This window comes from Proteus sp. G2674, assembly GCF_009915195.1.
Classification (GTDB): Bacteria; Pseudomonadota; Gammaproteobacteria; order Enterobacterales; family Enterobacteriaceae; genus Proteus; species Proteus mirabilis.
The window spans coordinates 1-15053 of sequence record NZ_JAABLS010000039.1; the positions used below are offsets into that span (position 1 = coordinate 1).

The following is a 15053-nucleotide window of genomic DNA, read 5'->3' on the forward strand; positions in this document are numbered from 1 at the left end:
TATGAAAAATGAAACTAATATTCGCCGTGGCAGACATTGTGTATTCCTGATACACGTCCATTTGGTCTTTGTCACAAAATACCGGCGAAAAATATTTGATCAGGATGCAATTGAAAAATTGCGAGGCTACTTTGCCAGTGTTTGTGCTGACTTTGATGTTGAACTGGTTGAAATGGATGGGGAACGGGATCACGTTCATTTACTGATTAATTACCCGCCAAAACTGGCGATATCTAATCTGGTTAACAGCCTTAAAGGGGTATCGAGTCGATTACTTCGACGTGATCGTCCTGATATTGCCCAACGTGATTACTACAAGGGGGTTCTTTGGTCGCCGAGTTATTTCGCGGGGAGTTGTGGTGGCGCACCAATATCCATTATCCACCAGTACATTGAGCAACAGGAAACACCTAGTTAGTTAAAAAACAGCGCCTTATATCCCCTATCCCCGACCTGAAGGACGGGGTTTTACGGTGCTTTGGATAAAATCTAATTATTCTGGTAGTACAATATAGCGTTGATAAACCGTTTCTAAGTTATCTAATAGCCATTGTTTACCTAAAATCGGCTCTTCTTCTAAAACAGCGCGAAGGATATCGATAGTATAGGCCTGCGAAGCTTCATAAGAGAGAGGCAAATAACTGATATGCCAAGGCTCATAGGCAATATAACTCTCTTTATCGGTAAAAGGGCGATAAAAATCGTAAGCTGACATATTTTCAGTCAGCCAGTCATTAAGTTGTGCAAAATAGCCCCCTTGTTCATACTCCCAAGGTTCTAATTGCAATGATTGCCCATTAGGTAAACGGAAAGGATCGTAAAAATCAATTTCGGTTCCCCAATGATGGCGACTTGCTCCGGGTAATGCAGACCATTTTAATATCGCCTCGCAGCGTTGGCCTTCTGATAATGTCTGAATATCAATAGGTTGACTTTCAGCATCTAATACAGGGCGAGTGCCTTCAAATTTGCCATTCCATATCGCTAACTGACGTTCAAAACTTCTAAATGAACTGGCAGGCATTAATTTAAATCCCGCTTTGGCCGCTTGTTGTTGTAACGCTAAAAAGGCTTTTGTCGCATTAAACTGTAAATGATGTCGCTCTGATAAAGTCACTAAATGATCCGTAGAACGACCCGTTAACATTAAAGAGGTTATCATAAAATAATCTGCTCCATGATCCGCTGATAGATGCGACTAAGTTGTTGTAAATCAGCAGCACTGACACACTCATTTACTTTATGAATGGTGGCATTAATAGGCCCTAATTCAACAACTTGTGCACCCATTTGGGCGATAAATCGTCCATCGGAGGTGCCTCCGCTAGTTGAAAGCGTTGGCTCTATATTGGTGTAGTGTTTTACTGAATAACGTACCGCATCCAGTAATTTTCCTTCACCAGTGATAAAAGGTTGCCCAGATAAAGACCAAGAAATGTGATAACGCAACTGATATTTTTGTAGTAATGCTTCAGTACGTTGACGAATTTCTTCATCTGTAATAGCCGTGCTAAAACGAAAGTTAAACTGTATAAATAACTCACCTGGGATCACATTATTACTGCCAGTTCCACTATTAATATTGGCAATTTGCATGGTAGTGGCGGGAAAATACTCATTGCCATTATCCCATACTGTATTCACTAACTCGTGAATAAAAGGTGAAGCCATATGAATAGGGTTTTGTGCAAGGTGAGGGTAAGCAACGTGGCCCTGCGTACCATAAATAGTGACATTTGCTGTTATTGAACCCCGTCGGCCATTTTTTATCATATCGCCGAGTTGATGCTGACTTGATGGTTCACCCACTAAGCAATAATCAAGTCGCTCTCCTCGAGATATTAATGACTCGACCACTTTAACGGTACCATCATGCGCATCGGCTTCTTCATCGGAGGTAATTAAAAAAGCAAGACGTCCACGATGTTGCGGATAAGCATGCACAAATCGTTCAGCCGCGACAATCATGGCTGCGAGAGAGCCTTTCATATCGGCGGCACCTCGGCCATATAACATTCCATCACGAATAGACGGCTCAAAAGGTGGATTATCCCATAATGCATTAGCGCCAGGAGGCACAACATCGGTATGTCCTGCAAATGCGAGGGTTTCTCCCTCACCACCACGACATGCCCAAAGATTTTCGGTCTGACCAAAAGGCATTTTTTCAATGGTAAAGCCCAAAGGTGCTAATCTTTCGATGATCAGTTGCTGACAACCTTGGTCATCTGGGCTTACGGAAGGTCGAGAAATAAGTTGTTGTGCAAGTTCAATAACAGGGCAGGACATAAAAATTAGGCTCCTGTAAAAGTCAGGTAATCATTAGCATTAAAACCTACCATAAAACGATTATCAGAAGAGACTAAAATTGGGCGTTTAATAATGGCAGGTTTATCAAGCATAAGTGCAATGGCTGCATTCACATCAGTGATAGCATTTTTTTCTTCATCAGATAATTGACGCCAAGTTGTTCCTCTTTTGTTCACCAATGTCTGCCAATCTAAATTTTCTGTAAAGGTGAGTAATAATGCTTCCTTCAAACCGTCTTTACGGTAATCATGAAAAACATAAGGAATATGATTATCATCTAGCCATTTACGTGCTTTTTTGATTGTATCGCAATTTTTTATGCCGTACATCGTGTATGTCAGGTTAGTAGTAGACATGATATTTTCCTTATATGACAATACGTAATATTGGTATCAATACGTATAAGTGTTATACAGATCCAAAGTAGCAGGTTTTGTTGTAGTGAAAAATCCTATTTACATTATAAAATATATTGGATATTAACCTGTCACCTAAGTGTAACGAATTGTGTAACGTAGAGTAATAGAAATAAAGATTTCCGTTGGTAAAAGAAAATATGAAAAGTATTTCACTGAGTCTTATATTGCTTTTACTCTCTACTTTTAGCTGGGCTAATGAAGATGAAGACAGCAAAAAGGTTGATGAGTATAAAACAGCCCTACAGGCATTTTTTAACAGTGATTATTTATTGTGTTTAGGCGAAGGGAAATGGCCCGTTTACAGTAATGAAAATGATGCTCCATGGGTTTTAGAGCGAATGAATGCATTAATGGATGCTGGTTTAATTGAACAAACTGTCGATGGTGACGAGTGGGTGTTCTCTCTAAGCGAGAAGGGACGAAAAGCTTGGCAACCATATCAAGATTTTTGTTATGGACACCTTTTTATTAGCCAAATAAAAGAGATACAACCTATCGATTCAGATAAAAGTACTATCTATTTTTATTATGGTGTCAAAGATATTCCTGCTTGGGCTAGAAATAGTGATGTACAGTCAGCATTTAGTGAACTGGATATAGTGATTAACGGTATCAACCGAGAGCTTTATCAGTTAAAAATTGAAAAGTTACCCGATAATCACTTCAAAGTATTAAGTTATCCTGTCCCTATTGAGTGATTTTCTAAAGTGAGAGAATGGCTTCCTTAAGAACTTAATTACCCCGACTTAATGTCGGGGTAAATTCGTTTAGTGCTGATGCTTAATTAAGATAAGGCTCGCCGCTAAACGTGATGTCACTTGTAGTTTCTTTAAGATATTACGAATATGTACTTTGACGGTTTCTTCTGAGATAAACAGATTTTCGGCAATCTGTTTATTTTTCATTCCCACCGCCACTTCTTGAAGGACATCAAGCTCTCTTTTTGTTAATGCAGATAGCGGATCAGAATAGTTTTGTCTTAATTGGATATATTGCCAAACTTTTTCACTGTAAACGGGGCGCCCAACCACCGCTTTACGTAAACTGAGTAGCAACATATCAAGTTCACACTCTTTCAATAAATAACCGTTAGCACCAGCATCTAATGCAGCATACACATCATTGCGAGAATCTGAAATTGATAAAACCAATACATAAGATGTTAAACCACAGCGACGCAGAGAACGAATAATATCAATACCAGAGCGTCCTTGAAGGTGTAAATCCATCATAATAAGATCAGGATTTAACTGTTTTGCTGTGGTGATTGCTTCTTGAGCATTGCCACTTTCGCTTACTACAATAAATTCCTTGTCTTGCTCTAACAATAGCCGTAATCCATATCTCATGATAGGGTGATCATCCACTATCATAATTGAGTAGCTAGGCATAACCCCTCTCCCTAAAAAATAATATGCGTAATCTTTTCAACAGCAGAAAATAAAAAATAAATTCCAAATAAGGAATAAAAATTAGAATCAGATATCTTATTAAAACAATAAGAAAATAAAATTGACGGTTGGCAATATTACACCAATTATTGTTACGGGTAAAAAAGAAAATAACCAAAACGACTAATAAAAGTTCTAATGATAGATAAATCCTTTTATTACAATGTATTAAGTTAATTTTTAACTATATAAAAATGCAACTACAAGTAAAAATAGTTATTGATTTATAAAACAATATAAAAAGTTTAATTATTTTAAGAGTTAATTTAGTTATAGATAAATAATAAACAAAGATTGTATTTTTTCTGTTCGTGTTTATTTCCATAATGAAATTAAACTGGGTTAATAATATACCCAGAAATAGGTATGAGCAGTTTATAATAAATGAGATGAACTAATTTGAAAAAAGTGTCGATACCATCATGATTTAACGAGCTATTACCATTATACTAACCAAGCCCTTACCCTATTGATACAAAGGATATGAAGATGGAAGACAAACTACAACAAAGTGCATTGGATTTTCATGAATTCCCTAATCCTGGCAAAATCACAGTGACACCAACTAAACCACTAATAACACAACGTGACTTAGCATTAGCTTATTCACCGGGTGTTGCGGCTCCTTGCCTTGAAATTGCGGCTAATCCTTTAGCTGCGTATCGCTTTACAGCGAAAGGTAACTTGGTTGCCGTTATCTCTAATGGTACGGCTGTTTTAGGACTCGGTAATATTGGCGCCTTAGCAGGTAAACCTGTGATGGAAGGTAAAGGCGTATTATTTAAAAAATTCTCCGGCATTGATGTATTTGATATTGAAGTGAATGAAACCGATCCTGATAAGTTGGTTGATATTATCGCTTCATTAGAACCGACTTTTGGTGGGATCAATTTAGAAGATATTAAAGCACCGGAATGCTTCTATATTGAACAAAAACTGCGTGAGAGAATGAATATCCCTGTCTTTCATGATGATCAGCATGGTACGGCAATTATTTCTACGGCCGCTATTATCAACGGGTTACGTATTGTTCGTAAAAATATTGATAAAGTTCGCTTAGTGGTTTCAGGTGCCGGTGCTGCTTCTATCGCGTGTATGAACCTTCTTGTCGCTTTAGGGTTAAAGCGTGAAAATATTGTTGTTTGTGACTCAAAAGGGGTTATTTATCAAGGCCGTGAAGCCAATATGGCAGAAACTAAAGCGGCTTATGCGATTAAAGATAACGGCAGCCGCACACTTGATGATGTGATCAACGATGCCGATATTTTCTTAGGGTGCTCAGGGCCGGGGGTACTGACCCAAGAGATGGTGAAAAAAATGGCACGGGACCCGCTGATCCTTGCGCTAGCAAATCCGGAGCCAGAAATTTTACCACCGTTAGTCAAAGCGGTACGATCAGATGCGATTATTTGTACCGGACGCTCTGATTTTCCTAATCAGGTCAATAATGTTCTCTGTTTCCCGTTCATTTTCCGTGGTGCGCTGGATGTGGGGGCAACCGCTATCAATGAAGAGATGAAACTTGCCTGTGTACATGCAATTGCTGAATTGGCACTGGCAGAACAAAATGAAGAGGTTGCTAGCGCATATGGCGATCAAGAACTGTCATTTGGCCCAGAATACATTATTCCAAAACCTTTTGATCCACGTTTAATTGTTAAAATTGCGCCTGCCGTTGCAAAAGCTGCAATGGATTCAGGTGTGGCAACCCGTCCAATTGAAGATTTCGCCGCTTATATCGAACACCTCAATGAATTCGTTTATAAAACGAATTTATTTATGAAACCTATCTTTGCTCAAGCGAAAAAAGAGAAAAAACGCATTGTATTGGCGGAAGGGGAAGATAACCGCGTTCTGCATGCGACTCAAGAATTAGTCACTTTAGGACTTGCTGAGCCGATCCTAATTGGTCGCCCTAGTGTGATTGAAATGCGTATTCAGAAATTAGGCTTACATATTCAAGCGGGTAGAGATTTTGAAGTTGTAAACAATGAAAACGATCCGCGTTTTAAAGAGTATTGGCAAGAATATTATCAAATAATGAAACGTCGTGGTGTTTCGCAAGAACAAGCTCGTCGAGCCGTTATTGGTAATCCAACACTGATTGGCGCAATTATGGTACGTAGAGGGGAAGCAGACGGCTTGATCTGTGGAACCGTGGGAAGTTATTCGGAACATTTTGAAATATATAAAAATGTTTTTGGTTTACGTGAAGGATCTAATACTGCAGGGGCGATGAATGCACTATTACTGCCTAGTGGTAACACCTTTATTACTGATACCTATGTAAATGAAGATCCTACCGCTGAGCAACTTGCTGATATCACTATAATGGCGGCAGATACTATTCGTCGCTTTGGTATTGAGCCAAAAGCAGCATTAGTATCCCGCTCAAGTTTTGGCTCTTTTGACAGCCCATCATCCATAAAATTAAGAAAAGCGTTAGAGCTTATTAAACAACGCGCACCAGAATTAGAAATTGATGGTGAAATGCATGCTGATGCTGCTTTAGTTGAGTCAATTCGTCGCGATATTATGCCAGACAGCCCACTAAAAGGTTCAGCTAATCTATTAGTGATGCCAACAATGGAAGCGGCGCGCATTAGCTATAACTTATTACGTGTCACTAGCTCCGATGGGGTAACGGTAGGCCCAGTGTTAATGGGAGTTGCTAAGCCTGCCCATATTTTAACGCCAATTGCATCTGTTCGTCGCATTGTTAATATGGTGGCATTAGCTGTGGTTGAAGCACAAACACAATCTCAACGCTAATCGCTAAACTGATTAAAATAACCACTTTAAGCAAAGCGCCTTTTTTAATAAAAGGCGTTTTTATTTTACGGTATCAATCCGCCAACGTTAAATACAAATAATTATAACAATGATATTGATAATTATTCTTATTAATATTAATCTAAGCCTATATTAAAAATAAGTAAATATAACTAGTAAGGTTAATATGTTTTTTTCAATATCTAAATGGTTCTTGTTATTAGTTTCACTTATTACTGTCTGCGCATGTAGTACCGTAGAAAAAAACACCGTACCTAGTACAACTCCCGCTATTATTACATCAGCCAATATTATTGATACGCGTACAGGAAAGACAATCACAGCTAATGCGCTATTAACTCAATTAGCCAGCCAATCGCGGGTGATTGTTGGCGAAAAACATGACAATCAATATCACCATGAGATTGAGTATTGGTTAATGACACAACTTCCCAATAAACGTCCTCAAGGTGCGGTTTTATTAGAGATGTTGACGCCAGATCAGCAAAATTTAGTTGATAATACGAAAAAACGTTACTCTAGCTCACAATATTTACGTGATGAACGTTTAATGTCTGTACTCAATTGGAATAAAGGCTGGTCTTGGAAAGGGTATGGCAATCTGATTAAAGAAGGGCTACAAGCAGATTATCCATTGTTAGCGGCTAATATCGATCGCAGTGATATTACAAATGCATATAAAAATCCACCTAATATTGAAGGTGAATATTCAACGCAACCTGCTGTTCGTCAGCTTATTAGTAAAACTATTGAGCTTTCTCATGGTGGTGCACTTGATAAAACACAAATTGAAAAAATGACCGTGATCCAACAACTGCGTGATCGTGCAATGGCAAAAAGTTTATTAAATGCCCCGATACCCGCACTGTTGATTGCCGGCTCATTTCATGCCACTAAATTAATGGGTGTACCTTTACATATTAAGGATTTAGCCCCTAATGAAACAGTCACGGTACTTATTATGGCAGAAGAAGGTAGCGATATTACCTCTGAACATGCCGATTATTTGTGGATAACCCCTGCAGCTCATCCTTGATTATTGATAATACGCATATGTTGATCTCTTCTTCCGTTAACCAAATGGCGCAATTACAGCCTTGTCGATATTCAGGCTTTATTTTATCAATAGTATTTCATTTTACTTTAGTCATTAGTTATTTCTATATCACGCAACAACGCCCGGTGATAATCCATCAACCTGCACCGGCTGTTATGCTTAGCTTAAGTGAAAACGTCCAAGCGGTGAATAAAGAAAAACAGATTGTCGGTGTTGATCAGCAAATGGCTGTCGCCAGCCAAAAAAAGCAGCAGCAAGAGATTGCGGAGAAACAACCCAATCTTATTATTAATGAAAATGCAGATATTTTGCTTGAAAAGCCGAAAAAAGTGCTACAAAACCAGACTTCAGTTAAGGTTGCCCCTTCAATTGCACCAACCAAACCTTCACCTATTGTCAGTGAAAATGTATCGAGCTTATCCGCGCCCTCAACAAGCCATTCTGTTGCGAAACAACAGGCTAACGATGTTTCTGCAAATTATGATAGTGATGCAAATAAAGAAGCAGATGCCTTGGCATTATGGCAAGCTAAGGCCAAAGGTCATTTAAATCGTTATAAAGCTTATCCTGAAGAAGCGAAAAGAAAAGGGCGTACGGGAGCACCTAAAGTGCGTTTTATTGTTGATGGACAAGGTTATGTCATAGCCTGTGAATTGATTAATAGTAGTGGTGTGCGCTCACTAGATAAAGAGGCACAAAGTGTTATTAAGCGTGCTCAGCCATTACCAAAGCCCCCAGAAGAACTGCTTTTTAATGGTCAAATAACAATTGAAATGGCAATTGAATTTTCCACATTGACTTTATAATCCTAACATAACAAGGAATTAAACATGTTATCCGCGACAAGAAAAACGGTGACGCAGGGATTAACAGGTGCCATGATGGCAATCTTAATCACCGCAACACCGACAATGGCTCAAACAGAGAAGGACGTTATTATGATGCCACCGAAAGCGAATAAAATCCCCCATGTGATGACAGAACATGGTGACTCTCGTACTGATAATTATTATTGGCTTAGGGATGATGCACGCAAAGATAAACAAGTTATTGACTATCTTAATGCTGAAAATGCTTATACTGAGTCAGTAATGGCAGCGGGCAAAACACTAGAAAATACGCTCTATAATGAGATGGTTGAGCGTATGGCACAAAATGATGCCTCAGTGCCTTATGACTATAATGGCTATACTTACCAAACCATTTACCAAGAAGGTAAAGACTTTCCTATTTATCAACGTAAACCAATAGGAAGTGATGGAGAATGGGAAATTCTTGTTGATGGTAATGAGCGAGCTAAAGGACATGAGTTTTATCAATTAGGTGATTTAGCCATTAGTCCAGATAACAAACGTATTGCTATTGCTGAAGATAAAGAAGGACGTCGCAACTATACAGTTGCTTATAAAGATCTGACAGACAAAACATGGCAAGAGAATGTTTTAACCAATATTTCAGCAAATTTAGTATGGGCAAATGATAGCCAAACACTGTTCTATGTAGATAAAGATCCGCAAACTTTATTGCCATACCAAATTTATCGCCATCAATACGGTAGTGATAGAAAACAAGACGTGAAAATCTTTGAAGAGAATGATGATCGTTTTTATACCTGGATGGAAAAAAGCAAATCAGAAGATTATATTCTAGTCACTATTGCAAGCTCTACAACCTCTGAATATCGTTTAATTGATGCAAATGCACCAGAAAAACCCATGGTGGTTTTTTCTCCTCGTCAAGAAGGTCGAGAATATTATATCGATCATTTTAAAGGTGAATTTTATATTCGCTCTAATCATGAAAGTGAGCTATATGGTCTTTATAAAACGGCCTCTATCGATGCACCTTGGCAAACCGTAATTGCTCCTCAGCCAGAAGTAGACTTGGAAAGCTTCGAACTGTTTAATCGTTGGTTAGTGCTTGAAGAGCGCAAACAAGGTTTAGTGTCATTACGTCAAATTGATTGGAAAACAGGACAATCAACAAATATTATTTTTGATGATCCTGTCTATATGGCATGGCTCAGTGTCAATCCACAAGCTGATAGCGAAGAGTTACGTTTTGGTTATACCTCAATGACCACGCCTTCTTCTACCTATCAATGGAATATGCAAACCAAAGAAAAACAATTGCTTAAACAGCAGGAAGTGAAAGGCTTTAAGCATGATTTGTATGAAAGTGAACGTATTTGGGTAAAAGCACAAGATGGTGTAGAGGTGCCTGTATCGCTGGTTTATCGTAAAGACTTATTTAAGAAAGGCGAAAATCCAATCTTAATTTACGGTTATGGCTCTTACGGCAGCAGTATCGACCCCTCGTTTAGCTCTGCCCGTTTAAGTTTATTAGATAGAGGTTTTGTATATGCCATTGTCCATGTTAGAGGTGGTGGTGAATTAGGCAAACGCTGGTATAACCAAGGGAAAATGGAGCATAAAGTCAACTCCTTTACTGACTTTATCGACGCCACAAAATACCTTATTAACCAAGGTTATGGTGCACCCAAACATGTCTACGCGATGGGCGGTAGTGCTGGTGGATTACTTATGGGAGCCGTTATCAATATGGCACCTGAACTCTACCGTGGTGTTGTGGCTCAGGTACCATTTGTAGATGTTTTGACAACCATGCTGGATGCTTCTATTCCGCTCACAACAGGTGAATATGAAGAGTGGGGTGATCCTGCAGATAAAGACGTTTATTTCCGCTTAAAATCTTATAGCCCTTACGATAATGTTGAGGCTAAAGCCTATCCTCATTTATTGGTCACTACAGGTTTACATGATTCTCAAGTTCAATATTGGGAGCCGGCAAAATGGGTGGCTAAATTACGTGAATTAAAAACAGATAATAATTTACTTCTGCTTGAAACAGATATGAGTGCAGGACATGGAGGTAAATCCGGTCGTTTTAATCGTCTACGTGATACTGCGAGAGAATATGCCTTTATTTTAATGTTAGAGCAGCCTGATATTTATTTTAAGACACAAAATATCAAGTAATTAAACCAAGCCTTTTAAATTTTTAATGATTAACCTGTCTCTCTTTAATGAGAGACAGGGTTAATGCTATTAATTTTTATCTTATAAAACAATAATAACAATATCGTTATTTATTAAATTAAATAACTTTTAGCTTATAGAAAGCAAAGTGAGCCTATTTAAATAAAACAAAGAATAGGTTTATTATGAAAACTCAATTAACAAGGAACATACTTGGCTCTTGTATTTTATTTTCTGGTATTCATTCTCTGGTGTTTGCGGCTGAAACGGAAAAAACAGTTCAATTTAGTAGTTTAAAAGTCTCCTCGGCACAAAAACAAACACCAGAGCAAAAAGCGTTAGCTAAGCCGGGGGCTTATAGCGCTATTGGTGAAATCAATAATCTTGGCTCGGTAGAACAAGCATTACGATCTACACCGGGAACTTACACCCAAATGGATGCCAGTCAGCCGGGGGTTGGGGTTAATATCCGGGGATTAAGTGGTTTTGGTCGAGTCAATATGATGATTGATGGGGTGACACAAACGATGTATAGCACGTCACCTAGCCAATATGCGCATGGTGGACAACCATACAACCAGTTTAATAGCATGATCGATCCTAACTTTATTGTGCAAATTGATATTTCTCGTGGTCAACAAGATGGTGAAAATAGTATTAATGCATTAGCGGGGAGTGCTAATTTTAAAACAATAGGCATTGATGATGTTTTATTTTCTAATCATCGTTGGGGAATAAGAAGTAAAGCGGCTCGAGGGACTAATGGATTAGGTTATAACGGTATGGTTGCGATTGCAGGAAAACAGCCGATATTTAATCATGATGGTTATATTGGCGCTATGTTTGCCATAAGTGGACATAATATTGAATCTTCTTATAAAAATGGGGCGGGTTTTAATAGTCATGAGTTTGCAACCACTAAAGACTTTAACCAAAAGCCACATTCTGAATTAGCAAAAATATCGTTTAAACCCAATGATTCTCATGAAATAGAATTAAGCGGTCGGTTTTATAATAATAAATTTAATCGAAGAACCATAGAGAGCCAAGATTATTATGCTAAATATCGTTATACCCCGCTAAACGATCTTTTTGATAGTGAAATATTATTGAGTAGAAGCCAAGCTTCGCAAAAATTTGCCGGTGACTCTTTAATGTCATTACGCAATGGGCATGCGAAAAATATTTCCAATGCACTTGTCGCTAAAAATACCAGTCGATTTAATTATCATGAGCTGGATATGGCACTAACATTAGGCACTAAACTGATGTCGATTGATTATAATCGAGAAGTGACAGCTCCTTCGAGCGATCCATGGCAATCACAAAATATGATTGAATACAATGTATTTGCTCCGCAAGGAAAAAACGACATCAGCAGTCTTTTTTCACAAATGAAATTTGAATACGATATTTATACCCTCGCATTAAATTTAAACTATACGGATTATCATATTAAAGGATATAAACCCGCTTGTGATCCCAAAGCAGCGTGTTTCCCTGAAGGTGCGATGAATGTTAATCGCCACGAAAAAGCGTGGGAGCCGGGAGCACTCTTTTCTGCACAAATTATCCCTGAATTTGAACCATTTATCAGTTATGCCTATACGACAAGGGCACCAAACCCACAGGAAATTTTCTTTGCTAATGAAGGTGGGGCATCGATGAACCCCTTTTTAAGAAGCGAGAAAGCGGATACTTTCCAAATAGGTTTTAATAGTTATCGCCCTGATTTAATTGTTGCCGGAGACAGCTTTCGCTTAAAAGCACTTTGGTATCATACTAAAGTTAAAAACTATATTTCCAGTGATTCTTATAATGTTTGTAAAGGGGGTAAACGCTGTAAAATCGATGGCACTTTTACTGACGATGACTACAGTGGTATGGAATACGATGGAAATATCTATTTATACACAAATAGCCTTGATCCTGTCACGATGAGAGGCTATGAACTACAAGTAAACTATGATGCTGATGTATTCTATACCACACTTTCTTATAGCAATGAGCGTACCTCACAACCCACTTCTCTTGCGATGGGGGATTTTGGGCAAAGTCCTGCATCAGAACTTCCCAAATACTACGCAACGATTGATGCTGGTGTGAGGTTATTCGATGACCGATCTCTCGAATTAGGCACCATCATTCAAATTACCGGTAAAAGTCGTAAAGCTTCAGCTGAAGGGTTTGATTTTGATACAGGCACTATTCCCATGGTCGAACAAGAAAAAATCCCTACCGTGATCAACGCGTACGCTAACTATCAAATGAATAAAAATGTGTCATTAAAATTTGCGGTACATAATCTCATGAATAAAAATTATTCAAATGCACTTGATAGAAGTAATTCAGCGCCAATTATGGATGAACAGGGACAAAATAAACAAACGGCTAGAGGCAGAAGTTTCCTGTTTGGTGGAGAAGTTCGTTTTTAATATAAACGATAATATATCGTGAAAGTAGGGCGAAAGCGTTTTCTGCTATCCATCGTTACCAAGTAACACAAACGGCATCATTAAGATGCCGTTGTTATGGTTGCCATGTATGGTTTAAATGGATGACTTACTCTTGGGGGCTGGTTTACGTTTAGCAGGTATTTTTTGTGTATTTATCACTTCACTGGTGATCCAGCCATCTTCAACACGCGTTTTTAGCGTATCACCTTTTTTAACTTGTTTCGTATTTTTCAGTACATCACCTGAAGCAACTTCACTAATACTGTAACCACGAGAAAGGGTTGCGAGAGGACTCACACTTTCTAAACGTGAACAGCTAATTGCAAATTGTTCACGTTGACGAGCAAGCTGTTGTGAAATACTTTCTCTCATACGATAAATTAACTGTTGTTGTTGGCGCAGTAGTGTTTGTATTTGAGGGCTTGGCTCTTGATAGTTAAGGCGTTTTTTTAGCTGAGTGTGTTGATTCTGTTTTGTTTGTAGGAGGCGCTGAAAACTGGTCACTAAACGCTGTTTAGTTACAGCCAATACATTTTGTTGGCGAGCAAGGCGTAAGTGTGGATGCTGTTGTTGTAAGCGATGATGGAGTTGTGTTAGTGCGCGTAATTTTTTTGCTAGATAATAATCCATCGCCATTTCAAGACGTTGTTGCTGTGACTGCAATTGGCGTAATAGCTCAAGTTTGTTGCGACTAATTAGCTCTGCGGCGGCAGAAGGGGTTGGCGCTCTAAGATCGGCAATAAAATCGGCAATAGTCACATCGGTTTCATGACCCACGGCACTGACAATAGGAATATTACTAGCAAAAATAGCGCGGGCTACGCGTTCATCGTTAAATGCCCAGAGATCTTCCAAGGAGCCACCGCCTCGGCCGACAATTAGCACATCACATTCTTTACGACGGTTAGCCAGCTCAATGGCATGGACTATCTGCATTGGTGCTTCCGCACCTTGAACGGCTGTGGGATAAATAATAATAGGTAATGAGGGATCACGACGACGTAGAATATTTAAAATATCGTGTAAGGCTGCGCCAGTTGAGGAGGTGATCACCCCAATTTGTTTAGCAGGTGTTGGTAGTGGTTTTTTATGAAGAGCGTCAAATAAACCTTCAGCACTTAGTTTTTGTTTTAAAAGCTCAAATTGTTGCTGTAATAATCCATCACCCGCCGGTTGCATGCTTTCGACAATCAGTTGGTAATCACCACGAGGTTCGTACAGTGTGATAGTCGCACGTACTAATACTTGCTGACCATGTTGAGGGCGAAAAGTGACTTTTGTGTTTTGACCGCGAAACATCGCCGCTCTAATTTGAGCATGGGTATCTTTTAACGTGAAATACCAATGACCAGAAGCAGGTTGAGTAAAATTGGAAATTTCAGCACTGATCCAAATGCGACCCATTTCCATTTCTAATAACTGGCGAACGGTCTTATTTAGACGGCTAACAGTAAAAATATTATTGTTTATCGGTAGAGTCATGTGAGCCAGATCAAATTTTAAAACAAAGACTTAATTGACTGATACTACCTAAGTTAGCCAGAGGATCAATAAAAATTTTCAAAAAA

General features: G+C 38.7%; 12 protein-coding genes. 7 read left to right on the forward strand and 5 right to left on the reverse strand.

From position 1 onward, the window contains the following. Position 1: 1 nt before the first annotated feature. On the forward strand, positions 2–418 hold the full coding sequence (gene tnpA, locus GWI58_RS15355) for an IS200/IS605 family transposase (protein WP_161769321.1): 417 nt from the start codon (positions 2–4) through the stop codon (positions 416–418). 75 nt (positions 419–493) lie between these two features. On the opposite strand, the gene GWI58_RS15360 is transcribed toward tnpA, so the two are convergent. From GWI58_RS15360 to GWI58_RS15370, 3 genes are read right to left on the reverse strand one after another with little or no spacing between them, the layout of a single operon-like run. Beyond that, positions 494–1162, reverse strand: coding sequence for a M15 family metallopeptidase (locus GWI58_RS15360; RefSeq protein WP_161769322.1), 669 nt, complete (start codon positions 1160–1162; stop codon positions 494–496). Then, on the reverse strand, positions 1159–2289 hold the full coding sequence (gene dapE / locus GWI58_RS15365) for a succinyl-diaminopimelate desuccinylase (protein ID WP_036918492.1): 1131 nt from the start codon (positions 2287–2289) through the stop codon (positions 1159–1161). The genes GWI58_RS15360 and dapE overlap by 4 nt, the downstream gene beginning before the upstream one ends. Positions 2290–2294: 5 nt before the next feature. Then, positions 2295–2666 carry an ArsC family reductase gene (locus GWI58_RS15370; RefSeq protein WP_004248275.1) on the reverse strand — a complete coding sequence of 124 codons (372 nt, stop codon included), beginning with the start codon at positions 2664–2666 and terminating at the stop codon, positions 2295–2297. 200 nt (positions 2667–2866) lie between these two features. Between GWI58_RS15370 and GWI58_RS15375 the strand changes: the two genes are divergently transcribed. After that, complete coding sequence (locus GWI58_RS15375) at positions 2867–3427, forward strand: hypothetical protein (RefSeq protein WP_004248274.1); 561 nt, start codon at positions 2867–2869, stop codon at positions 3425–3427. Positions 3428–3496: 69 nt separating this feature from the next. On the opposite strand, the gene GWI58_RS15380 is transcribed toward GWI58_RS15375, so the two are convergent. After that, positions 3497–4120, reverse strand: coding sequence for a response regulator (locus tag GWI58_RS15380; protein WP_004248273.1), 624 nt, complete (start codon positions 4118–4120; stop codon positions 3497–3499). A 549-nt stretch (positions 4121–4669) separates the two neighbouring features. Between GWI58_RS15380 and maeB the strand changes: the two genes are divergently transcribed. The 5 genes from maeB (at position 4670) to GWI58_RS15405 (ending at position 13464) form a co-directional block, all read left to right on the forward strand. Further along, positions 4670–6952, forward strand: a complete 2283-nt coding sequence (maeB, locus tag GWI58_RS15385; protein WP_004250839.1) for an NADP-dependent oxaloacetate-decarboxylating malate dehydrogenase — start codon at positions 4670–4672, stop codon at positions 6950–6952. Positions 6953–7139: 187 nt separating this feature from the next. Next, positions 7140–8009, forward strand: a complete 870-nt coding sequence (locus GWI58_RS15390) for a ChaN family lipoprotein (RefSeq protein WP_036918485.1) — start codon at positions 7140–7142, stop codon at positions 8007–8009. Further along, a complete protein-coding gene (locus GWI58_RS15395; protein ID WP_004243396.1) occupies positions 8006–8836 on the forward strand; it encodes a TonB family protein in 831 nt (276 codons plus the stop codon). The genes GWI58_RS15390 and GWI58_RS15395 overlap by 4 nt, the downstream gene beginning before the upstream one ends. Before the next feature lie 24 nt (positions 8837–8860). After that, positions 8861–11029 (forward strand): S9 family peptidase, encoded by a 2169-nt coding sequence (locus GWI58_RS15400; RefSeq protein ID WP_094959477.1) that lies wholly within the window; start codon positions 8861–8863, stop codon positions 11027–11029. Positions 11030–11214: 185 nt separating this feature from the next. Next, positions 11215–13464 carry a TonB-dependent receptor domain-containing protein gene (locus GWI58_RS15405; protein ID WP_161769323.1) on the forward strand — a complete coding sequence of 750 codons (2250 nt, stop codon included), beginning with the start codon at positions 11215–11217 and terminating at the stop codon, positions 13462–13464. Between the two features lie 114 nt (positions 13465–13578). Here the strand turns inward: GWI58_RS15405 and xseA are convergent, their stop codons facing one another. Further along, positions 13579–14967 (reverse strand): exodeoxyribonuclease VII large subunit, encoded by a 1389-nt coding sequence (xseA, locus tag GWI58_RS15410; RefSeq protein ID WP_161769324.1) that lies wholly within the window; start codon positions 14965–14967, stop codon positions 13579–13581. Between the last annotated feature and the right edge of the window lie 86 nt (positions 14968–15053).

What these genes read in the sequence shown, in the direction of transcription:
- GWI58_RS15360 (WP_161769322.1), bottom strand. Translation starts at nt 1,162, where the DNA reads ATGATAACCTCTTTAATGTTAACGGGTCGTTCTACGGATCATTTAGTG.
- GWI58_RS15390 (WP_036918485.1), top strand. Translation starts at nt 7,140, where the DNA reads ATGTTTTTTTCAATATCTAAATGGTTCTTGTTATTAGTTTCACTTATT.
- GWI58_RS15375 (WP_004248274.1), top strand. Translation starts at nt 2,867, where the DNA reads ATGAAAAGTATTTCACTGAGTCTTATATTGCTTTTACTCTCTACTTTT.
- xseA (WP_161769324.1), bottom strand. Translation starts at nt 14,967, where the DNA reads ATGACTCTACCGATAAACAATAATATTTTTACTGTTAGCCGTCTAAAT.
- tnpA (WP_161769321.1), top strand. Translation starts at nt 2, where the DNA reads ATGAAAAATGAAACTAATATTCGCCGTGGCAGACATTGTGTATTCCTG.
- GWI58_RS15400 (WP_094959477.1), top strand. Translation starts at nt 8,861, where the DNA reads ATGTTATCCGCGACAAGAAAAACGGTGACGCAGGGATTAACAGGTGCC.
- GWI58_RS15370 (WP_004248275.1), bottom strand. Translation starts at nt 2,666, where the DNA reads ATGTCTACTACTAACCTGACATACACGATGTACGGCATAAAAAATTGC.
- maeB (WP_004250839.1), top strand. Translation starts at nt 4,670, where the DNA reads ATGGAAGACAAACTACAACAAAGTGCATTGGATTTTCATGAATTCCCT.
- GWI58_RS15405 (WP_161769323.1), top strand. Translation starts at nt 11,215, where the DNA reads ATGAAAACTCAATTAACAAGGAACATACTTGGCTCTTGTATTTTATTT.
- GWI58_RS15380 (WP_004248273.1), bottom strand. Translation starts at nt 4,120, where the DNA reads ATGCCTAGCTACTCAATTATGATAGTGGATGATCACCCTATCATGAGA.
- dapE (WP_036918492.1), bottom strand. Translation starts at nt 2,289, where the DNA reads ATGTCCTGCCCTGTTATTGAACTTGCACAACAACTTATTTCTCGACCT.